The organism is Phycisphaeraceae bacterium, from assembly GCA_019636655.1.
GTDB lineage: Bacteria > Planctomycetota > Phycisphaerae > Phycisphaerales > UBA1924 > JAHBXB01.
This window is the reverse complement of sequence record JAHBXB010000002.1, coordinates 876,236-902,144: the sequence shown is the minus strand read 5'-3', so window position 1 is coordinate 902,144 and position 25,909 is coordinate 876,236. Positions and strand designations below refer to the sequence as shown.

24 protein-coding genes are annotated in these 25,909 nt (G+C 67.1%); 14 read left to right on the top strand and 10 right to left on the bottom strand.

What is annotated here, in order from left to right:
- Window positions 1-52: 52 nt before the first annotated feature.
- Complete coding sequence (locus KF745_09260) at window positions 53-1,030, top strand: NAD-dependent epimerase/dehydratase family protein (protein ID MBX3358606.1); 978 nt, start codon at window positions 53-55, stop codon at window positions 1,028-1,030.
- A 3-nt stretch (window positions 1,031-1,033) separates the two neighbouring features.
- On the opposite strand, the gene KF745_09255 is transcribed toward KF745_09260, so the two are convergent.
- Window positions 1,034-1,915 (bottom strand): glycosyltransferase family 2 protein, encoded by an 882-nt coding sequence (locus tag KF745_09255; protein MBX3358605.1) that lies wholly within the window; start codon window positions 1,913-1,915, stop codon window positions 1,034-1,036.
- Window positions 1,916-2,094: 179 nt separating this feature from the next.
- On the opposite strand from KF745_09255, the gene KF745_09250 reads away from it, so the two are divergent.
- From KF745_09250 to KF745_09240, 3 genes are read left to right on the top strand one after another with little or no spacing between them, the layout of a single operon-like run.
- Complete coding sequence (locus KF745_09250; GenBank protein ID MBX3358604.1) at window positions 2,095-3,384, top strand: glycosyltransferase family 4 protein; 1,290 nt, start codon at window positions 2,095-2,097, stop codon at window positions 3,382-3,384.
- On the top strand, window positions 3,381-4,166 hold the full coding sequence (locus KF745_09245) for a hypothetical protein (GenBank protein MBX3358603.1): 786 nt from the start codon (window positions 3,381-3,383) through the stop codon (window positions 4,164-4,166). The genes KF745_09250 and KF745_09245 overlap by 4 nt, the downstream gene beginning before the upstream one ends.
- Window positions 4,167-4,190: 24 nt before the next feature.
- Window positions 4,191-5,078, top strand: coding sequence for a DUF3473 domain-containing protein (locus tag KF745_09240; GenBank protein MBX3358602.1), 888 nt, complete (start codon window positions 4,191-4,193; stop codon window positions 5,076-5,078).
- Between the two features lie 19 nt (window positions 5,079-5,097).
- On the opposite strand, the gene KF745_09235 is transcribed toward KF745_09240, so the two are convergent.
- Window positions 5,098-6,168 carry an NAD(P)-dependent oxidoreductase gene (locus tag KF745_09235; protein ID MBX3358601.1) on the bottom strand — a complete coding sequence of 357 codons (1,071 nt, stop codon included), beginning with the start codon at window positions 6,166-6,168 and terminating at the stop codon, window positions 5,098-5,100.
- A 142-nt stretch (window positions 6,169-6,310) separates the two neighbouring features.
- Entirely contained in the window at window positions 6,311-7,354 is a 1,044-nt protein-coding gene (locus tag KF745_09230) for a hypothetical protein (protein MBX3358600.1), read from the bottom strand.
- Between the two features lie 188 nt (window positions 7,355-7,542).
- Here KF745_09230 and asnB point away from each other — a divergent pair, with 188 nt between their 5' ends.
- Complete coding sequence (gene asnB, locus KF745_09225) at window positions 7,543-9,564, top strand: asparagine synthase (glutamine-hydrolyzing) (GenBank protein MBX3358599.1); 2,022 nt, start codon at window positions 7,543-7,545, stop codon at window positions 9,562-9,564.
- A 16-nt stretch (window positions 9,565-9,580) separates the two neighbouring features.
- On the opposite strand, the gene KF745_09220 is transcribed toward asnB, so the two are convergent.
- Complete coding sequence (locus KF745_09220) at window positions 9,581-10,324, bottom strand: class I SAM-dependent methyltransferase (protein MBX3358598.1); 744 nt, start codon at window positions 10,322-10,324, stop codon at window positions 9,581-9,583.
- A 317-nt stretch (window positions 10,325-10,641) separates the two neighbouring features.
- Here KF745_09220 and KF745_09215 point away from each other — a divergent pair, with 317 nt between their 5' ends.
- Window positions 10,642-12,357, top strand: coding sequence for a right-handed parallel beta-helix repeat-containing protein (locus tag KF745_09215; GenBank protein MBX3358597.1), 1,716 nt, complete (start codon window positions 10,642-10,644; stop codon window positions 12,355-12,357).
- Between the two features lie 192 nt (window positions 12,358-12,549).
- Here KF745_09215 and KF745_09210 read toward each other — a convergent pair whose 3' ends face one another.
- The 4 genes from KF745_09210 to KF745_09195 form a co-directional block, all read right to left on the bottom strand.
- Window positions 12,550-13,353, bottom strand: coding sequence for a class I SAM-dependent methyltransferase (locus KF745_09210; protein MBX3358596.1), 804 nt, complete (start codon window positions 13,351-13,353; stop codon window positions 12,550-12,552).
- A gap of 28 nt (window positions 13,354-13,381) precedes the next feature.
- Window positions 13,382-14,368 carry a GDP-L-fucose synthase gene (locus KF745_09205; protein ID MBX3358595.1) on the bottom strand — a complete coding sequence of 329 codons (987 nt, stop codon included), beginning with the start codon at window positions 14,366-14,368 and terminating at the stop codon, window positions 13,382-13,384.
- A 60-nt stretch (window positions 14,369-14,428) separates the two neighbouring features.
- Window positions 14,429-15,991 carry a hypothetical protein gene (locus KF745_09200; protein MBX3358594.1) on the bottom strand — a complete coding sequence of 521 codons (1,563 nt, stop codon included), beginning with the start codon at window positions 15,989-15,991 and terminating at the stop codon, window positions 14,429-14,431.
- 261 nt (window positions 15,992-16,252) lie between these two features.
- Complete coding sequence (locus KF745_09195) at window positions 16,253-17,521, bottom strand: NAD-dependent epimerase/dehydratase family protein (GenBank protein ID MBX3358593.1); 1,269 nt, start codon at window positions 17,519-17,521, stop codon at window positions 16,253-16,255.
- A gap of 334 nt (window positions 17,522-17,855) precedes the next feature.
- Between KF745_09195 and KF745_09190 the strand changes: the two genes are divergently transcribed.
- The 5 genes from KF745_09190 (at window position 17,856) to KF745_09170 (ending at window position 23,047) form a co-directional block, all read left to right on the top strand.
- Window positions 17,856-18,215, top strand: a complete 360-nt coding sequence (locus tag KF745_09190; GenBank protein ID MBX3358592.1) for a helix-turn-helix transcriptional regulator — start codon at window positions 17,856-17,858, stop codon at window positions 18,213-18,215.
- On the top strand, window positions 18,212-20,086 hold the full coding sequence (locus tag KF745_09185; GenBank protein ID MBX3358591.1) for a hypothetical protein: 1,875 nt from the start codon (window positions 18,212-18,214) through the stop codon (window positions 20,084-20,086). Before KF745_09190 ends, KF745_09185 begins: the two co-directional genes overlap by 4 nt.
- Window positions 20,087-20,895: 809 nt before the next feature.
- Complete coding sequence (gene ubiA / locus KF745_09180) at window positions 20,896-21,912, top strand: putative 4-hydroxybenzoate polyprenyltransferase (protein ID MBX3358590.1); 1,017 nt, start codon at window positions 20,896-20,898, stop codon at window positions 21,910-21,912.
- 105 nt (window positions 21,913-22,017) lie between these two features.
- Complete coding sequence (locus tag KF745_09175; protein MBX3358589.1) at window positions 22,018-22,623, top strand: hypothetical protein; 606 nt, start codon at window positions 22,018-22,020, stop codon at window positions 22,621-22,623.
- 10 nt (window positions 22,624-22,633) lie between these two features.
- Window positions 22,634-23,047: a hypothetical protein gene (locus tag KF745_09170; GenBank protein ID MBX3358588.1), complete on the top strand. Its 414-nt coding sequence runs from the start codon at window positions 22,634-22,636 to the stop codon at window positions 23,045-23,047.
- Between the two features lie 24 nt (window positions 23,048-23,071).
- Here the strand turns inward: KF745_09170 and KF745_09165 are convergent, their stop codons facing one another.
- The gene (locus KF745_09165; protein MBX3358587.1) at window positions 23,072-23,386 is read right to left on the bottom strand and encodes a hypothetical protein; all 315 of its coding nucleotides are present in this window, start codon (window positions 23,384-23,386) and stop codon (window positions 23,072-23,074) included.
- An 8-nt stretch (window positions 23,387-23,394) separates the two neighbouring features.
- Entirely contained in the window at window positions 23,395-23,994 is a 600-nt protein-coding gene (locus KF745_09160; protein MBX3358586.1) for a hypothetical protein, read from the bottom strand.
- A 248-nt stretch (window positions 23,995-24,242) separates the two neighbouring features.
- Here KF745_09160 and KF745_09155 point away from each other — a divergent pair, with 248 nt between their 5' ends.
- The 3 genes from KF745_09155 to KF745_09145 all read left to right on the top strand — a co-directional run bounded on the left by KF745_09155 (window position 24,243) and on the right by KF745_09145 (window position 25,875).
- Window positions 24,243-24,539: a hypothetical protein gene (locus KF745_09155; protein MBX3358585.1), complete on the top strand. Its 297-nt coding sequence runs from the start codon at window positions 24,243-24,245 to the stop codon at window positions 24,537-24,539.
- A 131-nt stretch (window positions 24,540-24,670) separates the two neighbouring features.
- Entirely contained in the window at window positions 24,671-25,246 is a 576-nt protein-coding gene (locus KF745_09150) for a hypothetical protein (protein MBX3358584.1), read from the top strand.
- Between the two features lie 68 nt (window positions 25,247-25,314).
- The gene (locus KF745_09145; protein MBX3358583.1) at window positions 25,315-25,875 is read left to right on the top strand and encodes a GNAT family N-acetyltransferase; all 561 of its coding nucleotides are present in this window, start codon (window positions 25,315-25,317) and stop codon (window positions 25,873-25,875) included.
- Window positions 25,876-25,909 lie beyond the last annotated feature (34 nt).

The following is a 25,909-nucleotide window of genomic DNA, read 5'->3' as shown; positions in this document are numbered from 1 at the left end:
GTTCAGTGTCCAAGGAAGGCGATCCCACGCCGTGTCGCGGCTACGCTCCGGCGTGCTACCTCAACTGAACGCCATGCGGCCGTTCTACGCGGGCCGCCGCGTCCTCGTGACCGGCGGTGCAGGGTTCATCGGCAGCCACCTGGCTCGCACGATGGCCGACCTCGGGGCGAAGGTCTCGGTGATCGACGATCTTTCGACAGGGTCGTCCGATAACCTCGCTGGGGCTCCGATCGATCTCTTCGCCGGTTCCATCCTCGATGACTCGCTCCTAGCCAGCGCCATCGCCGGCTGCGCCGTGGTCTTCCACGAGGCCGCAATGGTCAGTGTGCCGCTCAGCGTCGAGCAGCCGGAACAGTGCCGGAAGGTGAACATCGAGGGGACGCACCGCGTGCTCCTGGCCGCCCGCGACGCCGGCGTGAAACGCGTCGTCTTCGCCGCCTCGGCCGCCGCGTACGGCGATACCCCCACACTCCCCAGTTCCGAGCGACACGCCCCCGACTGCAGGTCCCCATACGCGGCGAGCAAGGTCGCCGGAGAGCAGTTGCTCCGTGCCTTCGCGCACAGCTACGGCCTCAGCACCGCGAGCCTTCGCTACTTCAACGTCTTCGGCCCGCGCCAGAGCCCAAACTCCGGGTACGCCGCGGCGATCTCCGCGTTCTTCAGCGCCCTCTCCCGAGGCGCACGGCCGATCATCTTCGGCGACGGCCTCCAGACGCGCGATTTCATCCCCGTCGCCAACATCGTGCTCGCCAACCTCCTCGCCGCCGCGTCCCCCCGCGAGCTCCGCGGCGAGATCTTCAACATCGGCACCGGCCATCGCACCACGCTGCTCACCGTGCTCGAGGTCATGTCGCAGCTCATGGGCGTCAAGGCCGACCCCGTGTTCGCCCCGCCGCGGGCCGGTGATGTGCGAGACTCAGTCGCCGACATCTCGCTCGCCCGCGACATGCTGGCCTACGAGCCGGTCGTCGGTTTCGAGGAGGGGCTGCAGCACCTGGTCGCGCCCGCCGCCGCAGGGGCCGCCCGGTAATCGCTACGCCCGGCCCGCACGGTCCCGCTCGGCCCGGAGCGAGAGCACCTTCGCCGCGATCATCCGCTCGTATGTGCCGATGAGCGACGCATACGCCCGTCCGGCACGTCCATCGAGGATCGCCCCCTGCACCAGCAGCATGTGCAGCCGCCGCAGCGTGGGCCGACAGGGCACGCCCGCGGCGAGTCGCTTCAGCACCCGTCGCCGCGCCGTGCGATCGCGCGAGAGCAGGCCCGACAGACCCAGTGGCTCGCCCTCGCGCCGGAGGATCTCGAGGGCCTCGAGCGTGCTGTACCGGTTGTGCCGCGCGAACCAGTCATCAAGCCCCTTCGAGAAGTTGTGGTGGAGGTACGGCGCCCCGAGCGTCCCGATCGAGGCGCCCGGCGTCTCGCGCTGACCGTGCCCGTGGTCCTCGAAGCGGACGCGGGCCTTGTGGAACAGCCGCATCTGGTAGTTCGGGTACCCCTGGGCCCGCCGGATCCACTCGCCCATGAAGATCATCTGGTTGGCGACGTAGTACCCCGCGTGCACGGGGCCGGCCGCGACGACCCGCTGCATCTCCTCGACAAGCGGCGCCGTGAATCGCTCGTCCGCATCAAGATGGAACACCCAGTCGTGCCTGAGCGGGATGTGATCGATCGCCCAGTTGCGCTGCGCCCCAAAGGACTCGAAGGCGTGCACGCTCACCGGCACGCCGCGGGACCGCGCGATCTCCGCCGTCCTGTCCGTCGAGCCCGAGTCGAGCACGTGCACATCGTCCGACCAGGCGCAGGAGGCCAGGCAGTCCGCGATGTTGATCTCCTCGTTGAGCGTGAGGATGACCACCGACACCGTGGGGCGGGGGCCGGTCCATGAGTCGGTAATCGCGTCGAGCGGGCGGGGCATGGCGTCGATGGATCAATCGGGTGTTGACCGTGTGCGGGGTGAGGAAGGTACCGTGCCCTGAACCGGCGGGTTCGGGTCCTAGAACGAATCTCCGCGACCCGGGCGCGTAAGGGGTCCGAGGGGCGGCCCCCACGTGCCGATATACTTCCGCCCCCCGCCCCCGAAACGCCGGAGCGATCATGTCGGAAGCAGGAACCGCGTCTGCCCACGGAGCCACCACCGGCCGCCCCCCGCGCGTGGTCATCATGCACCAGTTCTACGTGCCCGATGTGGCCTCTACGGGGCAGTTGCTGCACGACCTGGGCTCGGACCTGGTCAAGAACGGCTTCGAGGTCGAGGTGATCAGCACCCGCCCGAGCTACGGCCCGCCCGAGACCTGGCAGCCCGCCCCTCTGAAGGAGATCCGCGACGGCGTCAAGGTGACGCGAATGCTCACCACGCGCAAGTCCAAGGACCGCCTCATCGGCCGCGCCCTCAACTCCGGCACCTACCTGGCCCAGCTCTTTCTCAAAATGCTGTTCACCTCCCGGCGCGACACCGTCTACATGTACGTGATGAACCCCCCGTTCATCGTCGGCGTCAGCGCGATGGTCTCGCTGCTGCGCCGCCACCGCTACGTCCTCGTGCTGCAGGACTCCTACCCGCAACTGGCCGTCTGGGTCGGCAAGATCAGCAAAGGCGGGCTCATCGAGCGGGTGTGGCACTGGATGAACAAGGTCGCCTATCGGCGCGCCACCGAGACGATCGTCATCTGCCCCGCCTCCAAGCGCCTCGTGGTCGAGACCTATGGCGCCGACCCGGCCCGCGTGCACGAGGTCTCCAACTGGGCCGACGGCGACCAGCTCAAGTCCAAACCCAAGGCCGAGAGCCGCTTCGCCATGAAGCACAACCTCGTCGATCCCTTCGTCGCGCTCTACTCGGGCAACCTCGGGCTCTACTACGAGTACGAGACGCTCCTGGGCGCCGCCGCCCTGCTCAAGGACGAGAACTTCCGCCTCGTCTTCATCGGCGCCGGCGGCAAGAAGGCCTGGCTCGGCGAGCAGATCAAGAAGCGCGGCCTTACCAACACCATGCTGCTCCCCTACGTCCCCAGCAGCGAACTCCCCGACTCCCTCACCGCCTGCGACACCTCCCTGGTCACCATCGCCAAGGGAATCGAGGGCATCAGCTACCCCTCGAAGCTCTATTCCGCTCTTGCCGTCGGCCGCCCCATCCTCGCCATCTCCGAGGACGGATCGGACCTCCAGCGCGAGGTGGTCGGCGAGGACGTCGGTCAGTGGCACCCGGTCGGCGACGCCGCCGGGCTCGCCGAGGGCATCCGCTCCATGATGCGTGAGAAGGACCGCATGAACCGCCAGGGCCTCAAGGCCCGTGCCCTGTTCGAACGCAAGTACACCCGCCAGGTCTCCGTCGCCCGCTACGCCGAAATCCTCGAACTCGCGGCCCGAAACGGCGGGAAGCGACCATGAGCGACTCGCCCGCACCAAGGCTCCGCGTCCTGTTCGTCACCGAGGACGACCCGCTCTACGTCATCCGCTTCTTCGAGGTCTTCTTCGCGGAGTTCCCGCGCGACCGCTTCGAGATCATCGGCATCACCATCGACGCCGCGTTCCACGAGAGCAAGATCAAGACCGCCCGGCGCATCCTCCGCTTCTACGGCCCCGCCGGCTTCGCCCGCATGCTCGCCCGCTTCGCCGCGGCGAAACTCTCGGGCCGGTCGATCGGCTCGCTCGCGCGCTGCACCGGCATCCCCATGCTCGACATGGCCCCCTCCTCGTCCGTCAACGACGCCGCCTACATCGAGCGCGTCCGCTCCATGAAGCCCGACGTCATCGTCTCCGTCGCCGCGCCCGAGATCTTCCGCAAGGACATCCTCGCCTCCGCACGCCTGGGCTGCGTCAACATCCACTCCGGCCGCCTCCCCAAGTACCGCGGCATGATGCCCAACTTCTGGCAGATGCTCCACGGCGAATCCCACGCCACCGTCACCGTCCACGAGATGGTCCCCAAGCTCGACGCCGGCGCCGTGCTGGGCACCCTCGAGTTCGCCATCCGCGAACGCGACACCCTCGACCGCGTCATCACCGAGACCAAGCGCGAGGGCGCCCGGCTGATGATCCGCGTCCTCTCGCAGATCCAGGACGGCGCCGCCACCCGCACCCCCGTCAACATGGACGGCGTCGGCTACTTCTCCTTCCCCAAGCCCGAGGACGTCCGCCGCCTGCGCGAGCGGGGCCACCGCCTCATCTAGCCGCTCGTACGATTCCCCTACGGCATGACCCCCGCCCCCACGCCACCCCGACCCCTCGCCGCGATGTCCATCGACGTCGAGGACTGGTTCCAGGTCGAGAACCTCAAGTCCGTCGTCGCCCGCGACTCCTGGGACCAGCGAGAACTCCGCGTCGAGGCCAACACCGACCGCATGCTCCAGTCCATGGCCGACCGCGGCATCAAGGCCACCTGCTTCATCCTCGGGTGGGTCGCCGACAAGGCCCCCGCGCTCGTCCGCCGCATCGCCCAGGCCGGGCACGAGATCGCCTCCCACGGCTACGGCCACGAACTCATCTACTCCATCTCCCACGACGCGTTCCGCGCCGACATCGACCGCTCCACCAAGGCCCTCCAGGACCTCACCGGCGCCCAAATCCGCGGCTACCGCGCCCCGAGTTTCTCCATCACCGACTGGGCCATCGACATCCTCCAGGAGCAGGGATTCGAGTACGACTCCTCCTCGTTCCCCGTCGTCGCCCACGACCGCTACGGTAAACTCTCCGGTATTCACGCCGGTGTGCCGATCCAGGAACTCCGCCCCGGGTTCCACGAGGTCTGCGTCTCCTGCCTCAACCTCGCGGGCAAGGGCGTCCCTTGGGGCGGCGGCGGGTACTTCCGCCTGATCCCCTATGGCCTCTTCCGCGCCGGCGTCCGCCGGATCCTCGCCTCGGGCAAGCCCTACGTCTTCTACATCCACCCCTGGGAGATCGACGCCGGACAGCCCCGCCTCACCGGCATGAAGCGCTCCCACGCCTTCCGCCACTACGTCAACCTCGATCGCTGCGGCTCGCGCTTCGATGCGTTGCTGCGCGACTTCGAGTGGACCACGGTCGCCCACGTGCTCGACGCCTCGCTGGCGCAGGCCCAACCGGCCCCCGCCCGCGTCGCCTGAGTCTCCTGCCCCGTCTCTCTTACGCCTCGCCCGTCGCCGCCACGGCCTGACGCGCCGGCGGCTCGCCCGCCCCCGCGCGACGGACCTGCGCCGGCGGCACGTGCCACACCGCCTGCTGCCTCTGCCCCTCCGCCAGGTACCACTTCACCATCTGCTCGATCCCCTCGCTCAGCGGCACTTTGGCCTTGTACCCCGCCCTCATGATCTTGTCCGCCTCGAACTTGGTCTGCGTGCACAACTTGCGGATCCGCGCGCTCGACACCGGCAGGTTCTTGCCCGTCAGCTTGATCACCACGTCAAACGGCAGCGCCAGCAGGCACGCCAGCCCCAGCGGCACCCGGAGTTTCGACGGCTTGCGCCCCAGCGCCCTCGAGATCGTCGCGCTGATCTGCGCCGCGCTCAGGTCCGGCTTGTCGATGTAGTTGTAGATCTCGAACGCCGACGCCGCCTCCCGCCGCCACACCCACAGCGTCGCATCCACGATGTTCTCGACGTACGAAAGGCTCTTCACGTTCGTCCCGTCACCGACGTCCAGGAACCGCCCAGAGTGGATCTGCCGAATCAGCGAGTACATGTTCGCGAAGTTCCGCGGCCCGAACGTCACCGTCGGCCGGATCACCAGGCACCGGCGCGAGCCCCCCTTCGCCGCCCACTCCGCGAACACCGCCTCCCCCGCCAGTTTCGACCCGCCGTACGGCGACACCGGGTGCTTGGGCGAGTCCTCGTGGTGCGGCTCGGGCGCATCGCCGAACACCGCCACCGTCGAGTAGAAGCAGATGTTCTTCACCCCCGCCGCGTCCGCCTCGTCGCAGATCACCCGCGCCCCATCCTCGTTCACGCTGTAGTACGTCCCCTCCTCGATCCCGAAGTCGTGGTGCGCCGCCGCCAGGTGCAGCACCGCGTCGCACCCGCCCATCGCCGCGCGCACCGCCGCCGGGTCCCGGATGTCGCCCGCGACAAACTCCGCCCTTCCGATGTCCCACTCCGGCCGCACCAGGTCGAGGATCACCACCTCGTCCCCCTGCGCGAGCATGGACTCCACGAAGTACCGCCCGATGAACCCCGACCCGCCCGTTGTGAGGACCTTCACGCCGTGCTCTCCGATTGCCCAGGGAAAACCCCTGGCCCCCAGGTACTCGCCGCCAGTTTATTCGTGTTCGGTCCGCCGGGTTCGTGCCGTGAGACAGTATCAGCCGAGATTGCCGCGCACCCCCGGTTTCCGGTCCCTCGCGCTACCCCGGCGCCACCCCAGCCCGCTCGATCGCACGCACAAGGTCGCCATGCAGCCACGGCGCCGCAGACACGATCCCCAGGTTCGCGGTCAGCATCGCCCCCGTCGTCAGGTCCAGTTCCCGCCCCCGCACATCCGTCGTGATGCACCCCGCCGCCGTCGCCAGCGCCGCCCCCGGCGCATGGTCCCACACGTGATACCGCGTGTCCGGATGCCCCGGAATGCGCAGAAACCCATCCGCTTCCCCCCGCGCCACCACCGCGTACTTGCACTGGCTGTCGATCCTCACCAGCCGCGCCGGCCTCCCCATCGCCGCGATCACCCGCTCGATCCGCCCCAGCCCTGCTTCCGAGAGGTTCCGCGACGTCACCAGCACCAGCGGCCGATGTTCCGGCCAATCCACGGCCGCCCGCACCGCTCGCGGCAACGCCTCCGGCTCATCCGCTGGCAACACCACCGCCGCTGGCTGTTCCCCCAGAACCGCGCCGAACACCTGCCCGTGCCCATCCACCGAGTTCGCATCGACCCCAAGCACCGGCGCCAGGTTCGGGCACCCCAGCGCACTCAGCACCGCGCGACCCTCGTGCACCTGCGCCAGGCAGATCGCGAACTGCTGGCCCCGCAGAAACCCCCGCGTGCCATCGATCGGGTCCAGCGTCCAGTACGTCCGCGGCGGGGCACCCCCAGCCCACACCCCAGCCCGGTCGATCGCCTCGAACAACGCCCCCGCCGTTACCCCCGGCCAGAACGGCTCGAGCGCCTCGAGTGCCAGCCCCAGGTGTCTCGCCGCGCTCGCCTCGCGCAGCGGCGCCGACGATTCCTCGGCGAGCACCGGCGTCGGCCCGATCACAGGTCCGAGAAGGTGCAGCAACAGCCCCTGCGTCGCCATGTCCGCCGCGGTCACCGGCGTCCCATCTCGTTTCACAATCGGGAGCGAAAGGTCCAGTGTCGCCTGGAGCTGCCGGCACACCGCGCACGCCGCGCCCACGGCCCGCAGGACCGCCGCGAGCGCGGGCGAAGGATCGGGCGTGCCGGGGATGGTCATCAGGCCTCCAGACCAACATAGGTCCGCCACCGCCGAACAGCCCGGCGTATCCGCTCGTCTGGTGGCCGTTTGATAACCGAATCATTGTGCCTCGCGACAGGCCCGGAGCCATCGAGCCGATAAGGATTCCCTTCCAGGGGTCTTCTCGTGGGCGGAGGGGAGAGGGGCGGGGGGAGGAGCGGTCGCGCATGTGCGGGATCTGTGGGATTGTGTCGTCGGCGGGCATCTCGCCCCGGTCCGAGGCCGCGGTGCGCGCCATGACCGGCACCATGACCCACCGCGGCCCAGACGGCGACGGCGCCTTCGCCGCCGGCCCGGTCCGCCTCGCGATGCGGCGCCTCGCGATCATCGATCTCACCGGCGGCTGGCAGCCCCTCTACAACGAGGACGAGTCCCTCGCCCTGGTCGCCAACGGCGAGGTCTACAACTTCGTCGAACTGCGAACCGCCCTCGAGGCCCGCGGCCACCAGTTCCGCACCAAGAGCGACTGCGAGACCGTCCTGCACCTCTACGAGGAGCACGGCCTCGACTTCGTCCACCACCTCCGCGGCATGTACGCCATCGCCCTGTGGGATTCCCGCCGCAAGCGCCTCGTCATCGTCCGCGACCGCATGGGCGAGAAGCCGGTCTATCTGCACGAGCGCACCGCCCCCGGCGGGGCCCGCGAGATCCACTTCGCCTCCGAGATGAAGTCGCTGCTCAGCGGCGGTCTCATCCCCTTCGGACTCGATCCCGCGGGCGTGCACGACTTCATGCACTTCCAGTGGGTCCCCGAGCCGCGCACCGCCGTCGCCGGCGTCCGCAAACTCCCCGCCGGCCACATGCTGATCGTGGACACCGATCCCTGGCGCGTCGAGCAGCGCTGCTACTGGCGCATGGAGGATGCGCCCCCGATCGAACTCCGCGACGGCCATACCCCCGGCTCGCTCATCCGCGAGCAGCTCAACCACATCAGCGAACTGATCATCCGCTCCGATGTCCCCGTCGGCGTCGCCCTCAGCGGCGGGCTTGATTCCAGCGCCATCGCCGCCCTCGCCGCGGCCAAGTACCCCGGCACCATGCATGCCTTCACCGTCGGCTACAAGGGCCGCCCGCGCCAGGACGAGCGCGGCATGGCCCGCGAACTCGCCGACCACCTCCGCCTCCCCATCCACGAGATCGAGGTCGACGTCGACGAGGTCGTCGACACCTTCCCCAGCCTCTGCGGCATGCGCGACGACCCCATCGACGACCTCGCCGGCCACGGCTACTGGGCCGTCTCGCGAGAGGCCCGCGCCCACGGCGTCCCCGTCCTCCTCCAGGGCCAGGGTGGCGACGAACTCTTCCGCGGCTACCCCTGGGTCAACGCCGCCATGCTCGCCTCGGCCCAGAAGGCCGGCCTTGTCGGAGGCAGCAGCGGCTGCGGCGACCCCTCGCTCCTCAAGTCTCTCCTGCCCAAGGGCGGCACCCGTAACCACCTCGTCGATTATGCCTACTCCATGGCCGGCGCCGTGCAGGGATGGGGGCGTCTCATGCCCGACCGCGGCTCGCCGCCCGAGCAGCTCGTCTTCTTCAACGTCCACAAGACCTGGCAGGCCGGCGCCTATACCGCGCCGCGCCTCTACACGCCGCGCTTCGGTGAGCGGGCCATCGCGCACAACCCCGCCGACTTCTTCACGCTCCCGCGTCCATGGCTCGGTGGCGGCTTTGCCGGCCTGGGCGTCGCGATGACCAAACTGATCAGCGAGGGGTACATGCTCGAGAACGGCATGGCCCAGGGGGACCGCCTGGCGATGGCCAACTCCGTCGAACTGCGCCTCCCCCTCGTCGACTACCGCCTCGTCGAGACCGTCATCGGCCTTCGAAAGGCACACCCCGACCATCAGATGCCCCCCAAGACCTGGTTCAAGGACGCCATCTCCGATGTCGTGCCCGAGTTCGTGCGCAACCGCCGTAAGCGCGGCTTCGCTCCCCCCTGGCAGGAGTGGGGCGCAGCGCTCCAGACAAAGTACGCGCCGGACCTTGCCGACGGCTACCTCGTCGGTTGCGGAGCGATGAGGGCCGAAGTGATGGCCCGTCTGGTTCGCCCGCGGGGCCGCTTCAGCCCCTGGCGCGATGCGCTGCAGAAGATCCTCGTACTTGAGCATTGGGCCCGCGCGATGTCCACCGCGGCGGCCTCGCCCATCGGCGAAGCCGCTCTCCAGAGTTCGGGTGCAGCGCAGGAGCGGTAACGAATCTGCGGGCCGCTCAGCCCGACACGGGTTTGGCGCCCATCCCTTCCGTTGCCCTAGCGCACACCACCGAGCAGTGATAGGTGAACCGCCTCTGGGCCAGCCGTGGGGCCAGGCGGAGCAGCGTGCTCTTGATGGCGTGCCGCACGCGTCCCTTTGCCCCGCTTGCAAACGCGTACACCTTCGGCGACTGGATCGAGACCTTCTGGTCGAGCACCCGCAGCCCCGATGTTTGAAGCAACAGGCGGATCAGGTCAGCGTTGTAAAAATTGATGTGGCCCGTTGAGTCGAGCACAAAGTCGCGCCGCAGGTGGGTGTTGCCCGAGTGACACTCCAGCGGCACCTCGACAAAGACGTGCCTGGCGATCCGCGCGGCCTCGTACAGCAGCATCCGTGGGTGCTCGACGTGCTCGACGACGTGACTCAGGATGGCAAGGTCGAACGCGTCGTCCGGGTACGGCGCGTGATACCCGTCAAACCGTTTGACCTCCACAAGCCGCTGCCAGGATTTCTTGCCGAAAGCCTCCAGCCCGGACTCCGAAATCTCGAGCGCGTGCAGCCGCTCCCCAAACCCCTGGGCGTCAAGCAGGTTCAGGATCGCGCCGTCCCCAGCCCCGATCTCGATGATCGAGGAATGAGGCACCGCGCTGCACAGATCACGGATGTTCTGGGCTTTGTCCTCGGCGCATATTGCATACCACTCGAGCTCCCGCGCGGTCGAATAGTACTGGGAATACAGACGATCAAGATCACTTGCCATGAATTATGTCCTCGACCCAATCCTACCCCCCCGGAGGCCGCCCGGGGATCCAGCGTGCTCGCCCCCAGAATGTGGATAACTCTCGCGACAAGGATCCGCATCCCACAGTAATGTGCAATATCACGCAGCACGCCCATCCAAATCAAATGCGCAAGTGCCTTGCTGTGCGGCATTTGCATACTTGCAGTTTTTACAGAGAACAGCCGTGGTCGCAACATTCACCACACTTCCGTGCCGCCACAAAAACCAACTAACAACACAATTGACAAGGAGAGAATCAGCGGTTACACATCAAGCACCACACAAGGAAAAACCAGATGCCACAGGCGATTACAACGGTGAGTGTAAAGGACTACGGCGCTACAGGCGATGGTGCGACAGACGATACAGTTGCCATCAACAACGCGCTCGCCAAGTTCAATGGTGTGTACTTTCCTCCCGGCACCTACATGATCAGCGACAGTCTGGTCATAAAGAGCGAGCAGAGGCTGGTCGGCGAGGGGCGCTCATCGGTAATAACGAAAACCAAATCAGCCTTCAGCATGATCGTTGCTGATCAGGTCGATGATATTGTTATTGAACGGCTCGCCCTTGAAGGCAATGAATACGGAACGGATGTATTTGATTCGGCAGGGGTATACGTCAGCAACAGCAGTCGTATCACAATACGCGGGTGCTACTTCCGAACATTCGGCCAAGTCCAGTCGCCGTATGTCGGCGCGGCGATTGTCTGTACAAACAACTCAGAGTATCTGTTGATAGATGGCAATGTTATCAGCGACGGAGTAGGCACAACCGCCGGGGAGACAACTGATATACTGCTGTATCAGAATAGTGGCAATGCAGTGATTTCCAACAATTTCTGTCTAAGCCCAAACTCTCAAGGGATTAGTGTTAACGCCGCATCCGGCGACCCTAAAGGGCGCGTTTCCATTCTCGGGAACATCTCGAAGAATCACACGCGACACGGGATTATGATCGCGTACACTACCGGCCTGATACCGCCGCTGAATACGCTTGTAGCCAACAATATAGTGACAAACAACGGCCAATCCGGCATATACATGAACTCGCCAAATCTGCCAAACAGAACGGGTGGAGGTGCGGTGGTTATCGAGGCAAATATCGTGGATCAGTGCTGTGACGTTGCCCCGGGTGATGGCACAAATGGCGGTATTGTAATCAATGGCGCTCACGGCTCTATCCTGATCGCAAACAACCTGGTCCGAAGAATCGCGGAAAGCGAGTTGGTCACGACAAATGTGCCCGGGATTCTGGTCAACGATGGCTCGGAACCCATACTGATTGGCAATGTTGTTGAGAAGTGCAGGAGTGGGGCGGCATGGTTTATTCGTTGCGACCGGCTTACTGTGAAGGACTGTGTGTTCCGGTCTAATGGCGACAGACAGATTTGTATATCTGGAGAGGACACAGTAAATCCAGAGAGTATTATTATTACTGGAAATAGAATAATTGGAGATGGAGTGGATTCGTCTGGCATTTATGCAGTTGGCTGGAGCGAGGAAGTATTTACTCGCGTCATCCTGTCGGACAACGAGATCGTCGGCGTGGGGGAAGGGGCGGCTGGCACGTACGGGTTTACCTGCGATCGACCACTGGTGGGAGTGTTCACTAATAATGTAATTGCAGATCATGCGGTAGGCGTACGATTCGGCACAACAATATCAGATGCTACGCACGGCGACCTGTTGTTTGCTCAGAACACGATTACTCGATGCACCACGGGCGTTAGTGTGAATTTCTCGTCTAGCCCTGACAGATATGGATTCAGTCTACAGAACTGGTATAGTGGAAACACCATCAATGTGGGAGGAGGCACGGCAGCAAGGCTGAAGATGGCGACGTCGATATTCCCGAAGAAGGCGTACTTTGATACCGCGGCCCCCGCATCCGGTGCGTGGGTGGTCGGCGATATGGTGACGAATAGCGCACCCACCACCGGATCCCCGATTGGCTGGATGTGCACCGCCGCGGGCTCGCCTGGCACATGGACCGCGATGCCAAATCTATGATGATGCGCGGGAAGAAGAATGCTCTGAAGTAGCCAGGTAAAGGCCCGCTCGGTATTAGATTGGTTTAAAACGACTCTGCTGGAGCCTTTGCGCCCTCATCGGCAATCGCTCGCACGGCTGCGTCTCCGTAGCGAGAGGCGCAAGATGCCGCGCGCTCCCGCGCTAATGCACCAACCGAGCCAATGGCCGCACCTACTTGGGCCGCCGGATCCGGCAGATCAGTTCCATAAGACACCGCGGATCGCGGACGATCCGGCGCTTCGAATGCATCACGTACAGCAACAGCCGCAACGGGCCCGGCAGGTAGTGGATCGGCCCGTTCCCTTCCACAAACACATACTCCGGATCTTCGAACCCGAGGCCCCGCGCCACCGGCTCGATCTGACTGGCGCGATTGAACCGGTACGCCGTCGGGTAGTGGTAACTCTCTACTTCCTGGCGCCCGCGCACCAGCCGCAGCACAACCTCCTCCAGCCGCATCGACCGCGCAAGGTTCGCCAGCCGTGCAAAATAGTGCGAGCCGTTAATCGTGAGGAACATGAACACGCCACCCGGCTTCAGGCACCGCCGGGCCGCTCGGAGAAAGGTCTCCGGATCGGTAACGTGCTCCATGACCATCGACGAAAACACAACATCAAAGTGGTCCGCCGGCAACGCGGCATCCTCCATTCGGGCGTGCTGGAAGTGGTCGAACAACCCCGTCTCCGGCGTGATCGTTGGGTCCGGCTCGATGCCGTACAACTCGTCCGCCGACTCCCGTACCTGCTTGGACAGCCCGGCGTCCAGGTGTATGCCCTTGCCACACCCGACGTCCAACGCCCGCACCGGCCGCGTTCGCAACGCCATCTCGTCGCGGAGCAGCTTGACAAACACAAACTGGCGGCTCGGCAACGTCTGGAAGTTGTACGACCGGCTCAACTCCTCAAACGTTGGGATCGCCGTACTCGGCGATGCCTGATCCGCCTTCGAACGAGAGCCCGTCTCGACACTGGCCATGTCCCGTCTCCGGTCCATCAGGACCACATCAGGTTGCCGCCGATCCTCGCTGCTCGTACCACTCGATCGTCCGCTTGAGCCCCTCCTCGAACGACACCCGCGCCTGCCACCCCAACAGCGACTTCGCCCGGCTGGTATCCAGGCACCGCCGCGGCTGCCCATCCGGCTTGCTCGCGTCCCACCGTACCTCGCCTTCGAACCCCGTCAGCCGCACGATCAGCCCCACCAGGTCCCGGATCGTGATTTCGAACGACGCCCCGATGTTGATCGGCGTCGGATCGTCCATCACCTCCGCTGCCCGTACGATCGCCTCCGCCGCGTCGTCCACGTACAGGAACTCCCGCGACGCGGCGCCCGTCCCCCACACCGTGATGCCCCTGTCGCCGCGCCGCTTCGCCTCCACGCACTTGCGGACCAGCGCGGGGATCACGTGCGAGGAGTGCAGATCAAAGTTGTCGTGCGGCCCGTACAGGTTCACCGGCAGTACATAAGCACACCGCATCCCGTACTGCCGGTGGTACGCATCCAGCATCTGCCACGCCGCCTTCTTCGCCACCCCGTACGGCGCGTTGGTCTCCTCCGGGTACCCGTTCCACAACTCCTCCTCGCGGAACGGCACTGGTGTGAACTTAGGGTAGGCGCAGATACTCCCCACCTGCACGAACTTCCCCCGTCCCGCTTCCAGGCCTCCCGCCCGCGCCTGCTCGATCAGGTGCAGCGCCATCGCCATGTTCGCGAAGAAGTACCGCCCCGGGTTGTCCCGGTTCGCCCCGATCCCTCCCACCTCCGCGGCCATGTGCAGCACCATGTCCGCCGGCCTGCCGCCGAACGCCGCCGCGTATAGCCGCCCCACCGCCGCCTCGGAGGTCAGGTCGAAATCGCGCCGCCGGGGCACCACCAGGCTTGCTTCCGGCAGCCCCCGCTCGCGCAGCAGCCGGCACACCTCGCGCCCCAGGAACCCCGCGCCCCCGGTCACAATCACCCGCCGAGATGACCAATCAAATGCCCCGGGCATCGGCTGAGTGTACACGCGCCCGCGCGAACGGCCATTTCCATTGCAATCCGTGCCGGTCCGCTACGGCTTGACGATCGTCACCTGGCCGTCTGCACCGGCCAGCGGGCCGATCAGCAGCGAATCCTTGCTCGTCTGCCCGGGCACCACCACTACAGGCCCGGCTTTGGGCGGCGTATCCCCCGCCGGCCGCGGCGAACTCGCGGGCACCACCACTGGCGGTCGATCCACTCCGCCCCCGGTAGCCGATGTCGGCAGCGGCGCCGCGCCGACAGGCGCGGTCGCACCCGGGGTGCTCCGCTGGGGAACGCGCGTGTCCACCTTCCCAGGATGCGCTGAGTGGTTCAACTTCTGCGGGTCCAGTCGAGTCGGAACCATCCCGTCTGGTCCCGCCGGCGGCGGCTCGGGAGTCGGCGCCGGCGCGCCGGCATCGCGCAGGATCAGCGTCCGGCCTTCCGAGGTGCGGTGGATCATGTCGAACCGGAAGTTCACATTCGCCCGTTCGGCGGGCGCCAGTACTGAGAGCAGGCGAGGGCCATACTTGGTGTTCCAGAACTCCCGGAAGTCCAGGAACTGCTGCCAGTTGTAGAAGTAGTCCCAGACAACGATGCCGTCCGCCCCGACATCCTTGGGGATCTCGACCATCTGCTTCAGGTTCGTCTCCGCGACAAACTGCGGGTTATTCACGGGATCCCGCCCGTTGTACTTCGACCAGATCACCGCGTACACCGGCTTGCCTCGTGCGACTCGCTTGCATTCTTCCACGAGAAACCGCATCCACCGTTCGTTGTCAATCGCCGGTACCTTGTTCGTATTCGCGATAAACCGGTCCCGCTCGTAGGCGGTACCGTCAGGCCGCTCGACGGCCTCCCATCCCTGGTAGATGGACGGGAACAGCACATCGCACTCTTCCCACAGCCACGCCAGCTTCGTGTCGTTGATCTCCCGCACCCGTTCCGGCTCGTTCAGTGCCCAGAAAAAGCCCACCGGCGGCGCCGAATAGAACCCCACCTTCGCCCGCGGCCGCATCATCTTGACCTCGCGGATGGTCTGCGTCCAGAACATCTTGCATACCTGCTCGTACCGGTCGATGATCACCTGCTCCTGCTGCTCCGCGCTCAGCCCCGCCAGCAAGTTTGCGTGGTTCTGGCGCATGTGCTCGCGCCAATCCGACTTGATGTCATAGTCGTAGGCCAGCGGATCCGGTGAACTCGGCTCATCCGGCGTCCACTCCCACACCGGCCACCAGATCTCGTAGTCAATCCACACAAGGCCGTCGTAGTTGGGGTCCGGGATCAGCCGCTGCGTCCACTCGCGCACCTTCGGCAGGTGCCGCGCCATGTAGTTGGGATCCTGGTCAATCAGGTGCGGCCCAGGGAACGGGTAGTACCCGAGCACCCCCTGGTCCAGGCACCGGATATCCAGCCGCATCGGCAGCCCTCGGAAGTCGATCCGGTTCGCCCACGCATCATCTTGGATCGACCCGGTCAGCCAGTACAACGAGAACGGACGCTCCCCAGCGCTCTGCGCCTGTCCCACCGTCTGCCCACGCGCCGCCGTCGACCCCACCGCCATTGCGGCCGCCGCCACCACCGTCATCATCACCAGCCGCGTGCGTCCGATCATGTGCAACCTCCGCTGGGAACCCGCGCCGACCGCCGAGCCTCCCATCCCCCCAATATTCCTATCCATACGGAAGCGGGACCATGCACGGCCCTGGAAGCCCCGAGACTCTGTGCAGTTTGTGCCGCCTCCCCCGCCTGCAACCGCCCGGGAATCCTTGCATCCCCCTCACACCCCGCCCGGCCCCGCCCAACGCGACAACCCCCGCGCGAATACGCCCGCGGGGCCGTCACATCCAAGGGGGTGTGGTGGGGGCGCGGGGGGCTACCGCCGCGTGACCCGCTTGCGGCTCGACACCCGGCGAGCACCCTTCTTCGAGCCGCTCGCCGCCTTCCCGTTCGACTTCGCCTTCGTCGGCTTGCCCTTCTTCGCCTTGGCCTTCGCCTCCTTGGCGCTGCCGTACCCGGCGGGGATCCCCTGCCGCCACGTGTCCATGTTCCGGCTCTCGGCGTTGTACCCGTCGCCCGGGATCGCCTTCGCCCCGTGGCTGAACGTGCTCACCGATACCGTCCGCGCCGACTTCGCGTTGTACTTCGCCGTGAACTCGTCGTAGATCCACCGGTACGTCCGCTCCATCCCGTCCCGCAGGCGCGTGTCCGGCTCCCACCCCAGGTACCCGACGATCTTCTTGTTGTCGCTGTTCCGCCCCGCCACGCCCCGCGGCGCATCAAGCTTGTACGTCCGGTTCAGACGGATCCCCGCGATCTTCTCCGCGATGTCCACCAGCTGGTTGATCGTCACCAGCTCCGACGACCCGAGGTTGATCGGCTCCAGGATCCCCGAGTGCGTGATCAGGTTGATCCCCTTCACGCAGTCATCGATGTACATGAACGACCGCGTCTGCGTCCCGTCACCCCAGATCTCGATCTCGTGCTGCCCCGATACCACCGCCGCGATCACCTTCCGGCAGATCGCCGCGGGCGCCTTCTCCCGGCCACCCTCCCACGTCCCGTTCGGCCCGTACACGTTGTGGAACCGCGCCACCCGCGTCTTGAGCCCGAAGTCCTCCCGGAAGTGCCGGCACATCCGCTCCGAGAACAGTTTCTCCCACCCGTACCCGTCCTCCGGCAGACCCGGGTACGCATCCGCCTCCTTCAGCGCCGTCACCCGCGGGTCCTTCTGCTTCTCCGCGTTGTACACGCACGCCGACGAGGAGTAGAAGAAGTTCTTCACCCCCGCCTCCTGCGCCGCCAGCAGCATGTGCGTGTTCGTCATCACGCTCAGCATGCACAGCGCCTTGTTGTTCTCGATGAATCCCATCCCACCCATGTCCGCCGCCAGCTGGTACACCTCGTCCGCGCCCTGGCACAGCGCCCGGCACGTCTTGAAGTCCCGGCAGTCCCCGCCGCCGCCCTTGGGAGACCCCGGACCCGCGTGGTTCTCCACATCCCGGAACACCTGGTACCACTCGTCCAGCGGCTTGATGTCCGCGGCCTTGATCCGCTTCACCCCCATCTTCCGGAAGTGATCCACCAAGTGGCCGCCGATAAAGCCGCCGGCCCCGGTCACGACAATCGTCAGGTCCTTGCTCATGTCAACACCGCTCCGTGAACAGGTGGGCCAACATCGACTCCACCCCCGCACCCATCCCATCGCGATCGATTTGTAGCACCGCGAGCACGACGTTATCGCCCCCGCGCCCAACAAGAACTCCCCAATCCGCCCGCGACGCTCCCAGAATCGGCCATCACACCCCGCCGCTGTACCCCGCTCCCCTCGCCACGCCCCTACAGAGCCCCCTCCTTCCCATTCAAGCCGACCTCCGCCTCCCGGGAAACCCCCGCAACCCCGCGGCATCCCACTCATATACCCCGTTACACATAGTATGTGCGGCCACACCCCGACCGTCCCCCTCGGAACCCCACCCATGCGAATCGAACGCGAACTCATGCGCGGCGCCGGCCCCGTCGCCGTCCTCAAGCTCCTCCACCGCGGCGAGATGTACGGCTACCAGCTCGTCGAGGCCCTCTCACAGCGCAGCGACGGCGTCCTCGCCATGGGCCAGTCCACCCTCTACCCACTCCTCTACAACCTCGAGGCCAAGGGCCTCGTCGAAGCCGCATGGCGCGAGGCCGAGTCCGGCCGCGACCGCAAGTACTACCGCCTCACAGACAAGGGCCGCAAACGCCTCGCCGCCGACATCAGACAGTGGCAGGCCCTCGCCGAGGCCATGGCCAACCTCGGCATCCTCGACCCCGCCCGCCTCGCCCCCGGAGCGACCGCATGAACACCACCGCCGCCCCCGCCGCGGATGATGCCCAGCGCCGCCCCGCCGACAACTCCGCCGCGGCCATCGTCCACGCCTCCACCCTCCCCGCGCCCCTCGCCGACCTCGTCCTCGCCGTCACCGCCGCCTGCCGCCTCTGGAACACCGAACGCGCCGAGGTCGCCCGCGAACTCTGCGCCCACTTCCTCGACGGCATCGACGCCGGCGCCTCCCCCGCCGATCTCGCCTCGACCTTCGGCGACCCGCGCCGCGCCGCCCGCCTCATCACCGCCGCCCGCAAGCGCCTGCGCCCCCTCTGGTGGCGCACCTCCCGCGCCGCCCTCCGCGCCGCCGCGTGGTTCCTCCTCGCCTGCGCCGTCACCTATGCCCTCCTGTGCGCCCGCTTCTTCCTCGTCTCGCCCAATGTCACCCGCAACATCGCGGGCGAACTTAATGCTCAGGTCACCCGTTCCCCCGTCGCCGAGCGCGCCTGGCCCCTCTACATCCAGGCCAAGAAGGAGTTCGGCGCCATCCCCGAGTTCATGTCCGATGCCGACGGCGGCGACCCCTCCGGCCCCGGCGAGAAGAACTGGGACCTGATGGTCGCCTGGCTCGACGCCCACGCCCCCGCCCTCGCCACCCTCCGCGAAGCCGCGGCCCGCCCCGTCCTCGGTTGCACCTACTCCGCCGGCATGGACCCCGACTACGGCAAGGCCCTGGAAGTCAGCAACCCCACCTACACCTTCGATCCCTCCGTCGAGCCCCAATCCGAGAACCCTTTGGTCGTCGGCATCCTCCTCCCCCACCTGGGCGAGATGCGACGAGATGCCCGCTGGCTCCGCTCCGATGCCGCCCTCGCCGCCTCCCGCAAAGACAGCGCCCGCTTCCTCGCCGACATCGAGGCGCTCCTCGGCATTGCCACGCACGCGATGCAGGAGCAGTTCCAGATCAGCAAGCGCGTCGGAATCGTCATCGCTGATCTCGCCGTCGACACCGTCCTGAAGCACGCCGCCAGCCCCGGCCTGCTCTCCCGCGCCGACCTCCGCGCCCTCGCGCACTCCATCGCCGCGTTCGGCGGCGGCGGCCGCATCCCGATCGACCTCTCCCCTGAACTCCTCTTCATCGACGACATCCTCCAGCGCTTCTTCAGCGACAACGGCCGCGGCGACGGCCACTTCATCGGCGGCCCCGCGATGGACCGGCTCTACGACGACTTCGGCGTCGCCCGCCCCAGGGGCTTCCCGCTCCTCAAAGCCGTCCAGCCCATCCAGAGCGCGATCATGCCCTCGCGTGCCCAGATCATGGACAAGGCCAGGCTCTTCGTCGCCGCCGCCGCCGTCGACGACTCGCTCTCGCCCTGGCGCCACGACCAGCGCACCAGCGACCGCGCGTACGCCGACCTGATGAACTCCGGCATCGCGACCGCCGTCCCCTTCCTCGCGTCCCTCGTGAGCATCGACGGACACCCCGCCACCTCCGTCTTCGCCTCTCGCGACCTCTTCCTCGCCCGCCGCGACGCCGCGCTCGCCCTCCTCGCCGCCGCCTCCTCCCGCCTCGCCACCGGCCAGTGGCCCGCCGCGCTCAGCGACGTTGTCCCCTCCTACCTCCCCGCGCTCCCGATTGATCCCTTCGACGGCCAACCCCTGCGCTACCTCCCCCCGACCCCCGGCCGCGATCTTCCACTCATCTACTCCGTCGGCGCCGACCAGGCCGACAACGGCGCCGCCGCCCCCGCTACCGAACGCGGCCGCTCCGCCGTCCACGATCTGTACCTGCTCAAGAAGTTCCGCGCCGCCCTGCCGCTCTCCCCCGACGAACTCGAACAACTCGACACCGCCCGCGGCGACTGGATCCTCTGGCCCCCGCTCCCCAGAGCGGGTCCAACGTCGTAAGCCCGAGCCTCCCGGTCACCCCGCCGCGACCCCCACACCCGCCCACGCACCCCCACACTCCGGGCACTCCACACACCCATCGTCCTCGCGCCCCAGGCCGGCAATCCGATACCCGCACGCCGGACACACGCCGCGCCGAACCCGCTCCGCGGCGAGATCTCCAGATGATTTCCGCATCCTCGAGGCGGTGCTGTACAGAATGAACACAGACATCGCTACCAAGTAGCCGCAAAGGAGTGCGAGCTTGAAGAGGCGGTGCCAAACGAGAAAACACAACCAATAAAACAGAAGGATCAGATAGGGAGGAAGGTACAACATGCCAAGCCGCACGTTCAAAGTCGACACCCGCCACACATCCCGCGTATCCCAATAGAGCCCCCTCATCGCACCGCGCGCATCCGCAGTGCGGAACAACGACCAGCCTCGATGAGCCTCCCTGGGCAAGCGCGACCCTCGCGTGGCGATCGCAGCCCATCCCTGCCCGCAGTGCAGGACCCCCGCCGCCCCGGCCGCAACACAGGTGGGGCAGGCGTCCCGCCTGCCGTCGCAACCGAGTCACAACTCGAAAACCGCCATCCAGGCCCGTTTAACAAATCCGCCCCTCACGGCCGGAGGAATAGTCGCCCTGCGCAATAGCCCGCCGCGCCCACCGCCAGCAACGGCAACACAACCCGCGTGATCCCGCGGCGAGGCATCATCAGGCTCCACCCTCGGCCATCGCTTGGGAAACACGCCTCACGCAAGCACTCTACTTGCACGTCGCTTTGAGTGCGCGCGTCGAGAGGCCACACCCCGTATTCTGCTGGGCAATGACCTCGCTTTCACACGTTCCCACCACCAGCATCCTCGACCGTCTTCGCCTCGCCGCCGCGGACATCAAACTCGCGCACTCTGTCTTCGCCCTTCCCTTCGCCCTGCTCGGCGCCTTCCTCGTCGCGCCACACCGCATTGTGAAACTGGGCGAGGACGAAGTGGCAGGCAGCACCGCTCTCAACGACATGGCCGCGCTCGGCCCGGCCTACGCCCCCTCCCCCCGTATCCATTGGGAGTCGTTCTCGCTCCAACTCGGCCTCGTCGTCGTCTGCATGGTCTTTGCGCGCACCTGGGCGATGATGATCAATCGCATTGCCGACCGCCGCATCGACGCTGCAAACCCGCGCACTGCCCGGCGGGCCGTGGCCTCCGGGCGCCTCCCGCTCCGCGACGCCATGCTGTTCACTCTCGCGGCGGCGGCCGCGTTCATCGGCGCCTGTTCTCTCTTCTGGGTGGCCTTCGGCAACCCATGGCCGCTCGCGCTCTGCGTTCCCGTTCTGGCGTGGATTGCCTTCTACTCCTTCACGAAGCGATTCACGGCGCTCTGCCATCTCTTTCTTGGCGGCGCTCTCGCCGCGTCGCCGATCGCCGCGGCGCTCGCGGTGAACCCCGCGGCGCTCGCCCACACGCCGGCGGTCTTCTATCTCGCGGCGATGGTGCTGCTGTGGGTCGCGGGGTTCGACGTCATCTACGCCCTGCAGGATGTCGACTTTGACCGCGAGCACCGCCTGCATTCCATCCCGGCCCGGCTCGGCTCGGCGCGGGCGATCTGGGTGTCGCGGTCACTCCACGCCGGTGCGCTCGCGTGCCTCATCGGGGCCTGGCGGAGCGATGCGCGGCTCGGGCCTGTCTTCGGGGTCGGCGTGGCGCTCGTCGGTGCCCTGCTGGTGGCGGAGCACGTGGTCCTTCAACGCCGCGGCAAGGCGGGCCTGGAGATGGCGTTCTTCACGCTCAACGGCGTGGTGTCGTGCGTCCTTGGGGCGGCGGGAATCGCCGATCTGACGATCTTTTGATGTCGTCTAAGATCCGTTTGAATAAGGGCTTGCGCGATTGGTCAATATTTTCAGATATTTCTGAAAATCGATTGTCTTGCGGCTCCGCACCAGTACCATGAGAGCATGACGCCCGCCGGCTCCGACGTTTCTGTCGCGACCCTCACCCAGGCGCAGGACCGACTGATCGCCGCGTGGGGCCAGATGGGGTCCACGTGGGGGATCTCGCGCACGATGGCGGAGATCCACGCGCTGCTCTACATCACCGGCCGGCCGATGAACACGGACGAGGTGATGGAGCGGCTCAACATTTCCCGCGGCAACGCGTCGATGTCGCTCCGTGCGCTGCTGGACTGGTCGATCGTCTCGCGGCTCCACAAGCGTGGCGACCGCAAGGAGTACTTCCAGGCCGAGCAGGATGTGTGGGCCATCGCGCGCCAGATCATCCGCGAGCGGCTCCGCCGCGAGGTCCACCCTGTCCTTGCGTCGCTCTTCGAGATCCGCGAGTTGACGACGCCGGGCGCGGCGGCGGCGATGCAGATCAGGTCCGCCTCGACCGGGGCCGCCGCGACCGACGGGCCCGCCCCCGTGCCGGACGTCGCGGAGCACAACGAGCGGCTCGACACCCTGCTGGAGTTGCTCCAGACGATCGACCGCCTTGCCGAGCGATTCGTGGGTGCGGACGCCAAGGGCCTTCAGCTTGCCGCCACCTTGCTGTCGAGGGTGTCCTGAGGGAACCGTGATGACCACCGCGCCGCACCACTCCAGCGCCCCGATCGAGCGGCAGACGTTCGCGCCGGGCATCCTGCCGCGCCTGAGGGTGTCCTGGGAGATCGGCGAGGCGGGCCAGCCCGGCTCGGCGCGACTGGAGTGGACGATCGAGCCCGGCGGCGCCGGTGCGCACGCCCTGCTGCGCCGGGTCGTGGGGCCGCATCCCGGCGAGGATTGCGAAGTGCTCGCCCGTGTCGGCCCCGGAGAGGTGCGCATCGTGCTCGATGCGGCGCGTCGGCTCACCCACGTTGATATCCCCGGGCTGCTTGGCCTGACCATGCGGACCGGCGAGCATGGGGAGGTGCTCTACGCCCGAAGCCCGCTGGTCACGAAGTCCTCGCCCAGCGCCGGGATCTCTGACCACCCCGCGGCCCGTCCGGGCTGAACGACCGACCGCGCGTGCGATGGCCTAGGCGTGGTCCGCCATGAACCGCACGTACACCTCGATGAGCACGAACGTCGCCGCTCCGAGCGCGAACATGGCCACCACGATCTGGGCCGTCAGCGCCAGCACGTTGGCGACGTAGTCGCGCATCGTCCCGGGTGATTCCAGGTCCTGCTGCCGCACCGCGCGGTAGACGACCGCGATGCCCACCGCCAGCGGGATCAGCAGGAACACCCATCCGCCCCACAGCGACCCGTGTGCCCCGATGGGATCGATGAACGGCCGCCACCCCCATTCGGGCGCCGCCGCCGCGCCGGCCGCCTGGGCGAGCGTGATCAAGGCGAGGCTCAGAACCCACCCCCTGCGCCCGCGCGTCGAGAGCGGTGGTACACCGCATCGATGATGCAGATGAGGTTCATCATCCCCGCGATCGTCGCGTAGAGCGTGCCGATCTCGTTGATCCGCCCCAGCGACTTGATGTACGGCGGGCGATCCGTGTCCGCCGTCGTTCGCCGCTGCCCGGTTGCGGGGTCGACAAACTCCCGCGGCGCCAGGGTGACCGGGTCGCGCACGACCACCGGGTTCCCGCTGCGGGGGTCGCGGATCTCAAACGGGTAGGCCGCCCTGCGCCCGAAGGGGGCGTGCTGGTCGTACACCTTGAAAGCGGTGTCGTGCAGGTAGTCCACCCCGAAGGCGATCGGCCCCACGAACGACTGCCCCAGGAACCACACGAAGTTTTCCCGCCTGTCCACCGTGTTGATCCCCCCGATCAGCATCCCCCCGAAAAACAGCCCCAGCACCCCTACGAAGATCAGAGCCGCCCGGCGGTACATCCCCAGGTACGCGTGCCCCGCCCCGGGGATCAGGAATGCCAGCACGCACGCCACCGGCTGAAACTCCTCGGGGGGCAAGGGCGGCGCCGAGGCTGAAGGGGAGCCTTGCATCATCTGAGGAGGTATCGAATCGGGCGAGCCGGGGGCCCGCGGCGGGGTTCGTGGGCGGTTCGTGGAAAACGCAACGGAGGGCGGGTGGCGTGTTGACACCGGCGTGCAGGGGAGTAGTGTACCGCCATTCTGGGGCGGGACGCCGCCGACTGGTGGGACAGTCGGTGAGGCGGCCGCTGGGAACACTCGGTGCGACGGGCCCGGATATGCCCGTTCACGAGCCGAAGTCCGAAGGAAACGAGGGTGTGATCATGGCCAGTGCGATGCTGACGGCAACGGAGTCGGAGCTCGGGTTGCTCCGCGAAACCTGCTCCGAGGTCGCGCCGAACGAGTGGTCGATCGGCGTCGCCGTCCCCGTCATGGGACGCGACGACGACGAGGAAGATGGGGACGAGGGATTCGCCGACGACGGGGCCGGCGATGAGGATGCCGAGTTTGACGAAGACTCCGACATTGACGACGAGGAGGATGATTTCCTCGAAGACGACGACGATGAGGAGTCGTTCGACAAGGACGTGGACGATGATGAGGACGACGACGACTTCTAGGCCGCGTCCACGCCATCTCTGAGCCCACATCGTGGGCTGCCCCCGATCCCGGGGGTTGCCCGCCCGGGTGAATGGGCGGGTGAGTGGGGGGGAGGAGCCCCGGACGCGGCGGGAAGCAGGGAGCCGCGCTGATGGGTCGCGAAACGTCCTCCGGTGGGTCCGGGAACTGCACCAACAAGTCCAACGGCAAGTGCTCCGGCGCCTGCGCCGACGTCCGCCGCGAACGCCGCGCCGCACCGGCGACGCCCGCCGTTTCGCCCTCGTCCGGCAAGGACGTCGCCCCCTGGGGCAGCGTGGTCGACCGCCGGCTGGGCCTTGACCGCCGACAGCTCGAAGTCGAGCAGGCGGGCGGCATGGCGGGCGTCCCCGCCGGCGCTGAGCCCGACACCGGCCTGGAGCGCCGCCGCGGACCCGGCCGCCGCCGCACCGATTTCACCAAGTCCGCCGAAGAAGGCGAGATGACCAGCGAGCAGTTCCTGTTCATCATGGCCATCGACGCCTTCAAGAAGGCCAACGGGCGCATGTTCCCCACGTGGACCGACGTCCTCGAGGTCGTCCGCCTGCTGGGCTACCGCAAGACGATGCCCAGCGAACTCAACCTCAGCAACGCCGAGGACTGGCTCGAGAAGCCCGACACCGCCAGCGGCGTCCGCAGCAAGCCCGGCCACCCCGAGGTTCCCCGTTCGCGCTCGCGCGATGCGGCGTAGCGGGCGCTCCCCGCTTTATATGGTCCCGCTCCCGGCCCGGCGCCGCGGGCGCGTACACTCGCGCCGCCATGCCCGCTCCCGGCACCCCGCAACATGTCCGCCAGCCCGCGCCCCGGTGCATCGTGACGCTTCGCGATGCCCAGCCGGAGGACGTCGCGACCCTCTTTGCGTTCGAGAGCGATCCCGCCTGGTGCGCGATGGCGATGGTCAAACCCCGCACCCGGGAGGCCTTCGACGCGATCTGGGAGAAGATCTTTCACGATCGCGCGGCGGGTGCCGGGCCGGACCTCTTCCGGAAAGTGATCCTCGCGGATGAAGGGGACGGGCGGGGGGGCGTCCTCTGCGGATCGATCGGGTGCCACCTCCGCGACGGCCACCGCCAGGTGGGCTACGGCCTGGGCCGCGCGCACTGGGGCCGCGGGATCGCGACCCGAGCCCTCGCGCTGCTGCTGGCCGAGGCCGAGAGCGAGGGTGTGTCACTGCGTCCGTTGCACGCCACCGCGGCGGCGACGAACACCGCCTCGATCCGCGTGCTCACCGGCAACGGCTTTGTCATCACGGGCACGCGATCCTCTCCGGAGACGGACCGGTACCTCGCGTGCGACGAGGTCAGCCTGGTGCTTGTCTAGCGCGATCGCGCGCGGCGGGCGCTGCGCCCGGCGC

Coding starts and splice junctions, on each gene's coding strand:
- KF745_09255 (MBX3358605.1), bottom strand. CDS start 1,915: ATGCCCCGCCCGCTCGACGCGATTACCGACTCATGGACCGGCCCCCGC.
- KF745_09250 (MBX3358604.1), top strand. CDS start 2,095: ATGTCGGAAGCAGGAACCGCGTCTGCCCACGGAGCCACCACCGGCCGC.
- KF745_09245 (MBX3358603.1), top strand. CDS start 3,381: ATGAGCGACTCGCCCGCACCAAGGCTCCGCGTCCTGTTCGTCACCGAG.
- KF745_09240 (MBX3358602.1), top strand. CDS start 4,191: ATGACCCCCGCCCCCACGCCACCCCGACCCCTCGCCGCGATGTCCATC.
- KF745_09230 (MBX3358600.1), bottom strand. CDS start 7,354: ATGACCATCCCCGGCACGCCCGATCCTTCGCCCGCGCTCGCGGCGGTC.
- asnB (MBX3358599.1), top strand. CDS start 7,543: ATGTGCGGGATCTGTGGGATTGTGTCGTCGGCGGGCATCTCGCCCCGG.
- KF745_09220 (MBX3358598.1), bottom strand. CDS start 10,324: ATGGCAAGTGATCTTGATCGTCTGTATTCCCAGTACTATTCGACCGCG.
- KF745_09215 (MBX3358597.1), top strand. CDS start 10,642: ATGCCACAGGCGATTACAACGGTGAGTGTAAAGGACTACGGCGCTACA.
- KF745_09210 (MBX3358596.1), bottom strand. CDS start 13,353: ATGGCCAGTGTCGAGACGGGCTCTCGTTCGAAGGCGGATCAGGCATCG.
- KF745_09205 (MBX3358595.1), bottom strand. CDS start 14,368: ATGCCCGGGGCATTTGATTGGTCATCTCGGCGGGTGATTGTGACCGGG.
- KF745_09200 (MBX3358594.1), bottom strand. CDS start 15,991: ATGATCGGACGCACGCGGCTGGTGATGATGACGGTGGTGGCGGCGGCC.
- KF745_09195 (MBX3358593.1), bottom strand. CDS start 17,521: ATGAGCAAGGACCTGACGATTGTCGTGACCGGGGCCGGCGGCTTTATC.
- KF745_09190 (MBX3358592.1), top strand. CDS start 17,856: ATGCGAATCGAACGCGAACTCATGCGCGGCGCCGGCCCCGTCGCCGTC.
- KF745_09185 (MBX3358591.1), top strand. CDS start 18,212: ATGAACACCACCGCCGCCCCCGCCGCGGATGATGCCCAGCGCCGCCCC.
- ubiA (MBX3358590.1), top strand. CDS start 20,896: ATGACCTCGCTTTCACACGTTCCCACCACCAGCATCCTCGACCGTCTT.
- KF745_09175 (MBX3358589.1), top strand. CDS start 22,018: ATGACGCCCGCCGGCTCCGACGTTTCTGTCGCGACCCTCACCCAGGCG.
- KF745_09170 (MBX3358588.1), top strand. CDS start 22,634: ATGACCACCGCGCCGCACCACTCCAGCGCCCCGATCGAGCGGCAGACG.
- KF745_09160 (MBX3358586.1), bottom strand. CDS start 23,994: ATGATGCAAGGCTCCCCTTCAGCCTCGGCGCCGCCCTTGCCCCCCGAG.
- KF745_09155 (MBX3358585.1), top strand. CDS start 24,243: ATGGCCAGTGCGATGCTGACGGCAACGGAGTCGGAGCTCGGGTTGCTC.
- KF745_09150 (MBX3358584.1), top strand. CDS start 24,671: ATGGGTCGCGAAACGTCCTCCGGTGGGTCCGGGAACTGCACCAACAAG.
- KF745_09145 (MBX3358583.1), top strand. CDS start 25,315: ATGCCCGCTCCCGGCACCCCGCAACATGTCCGCCAGCCCGCGCCCCGG.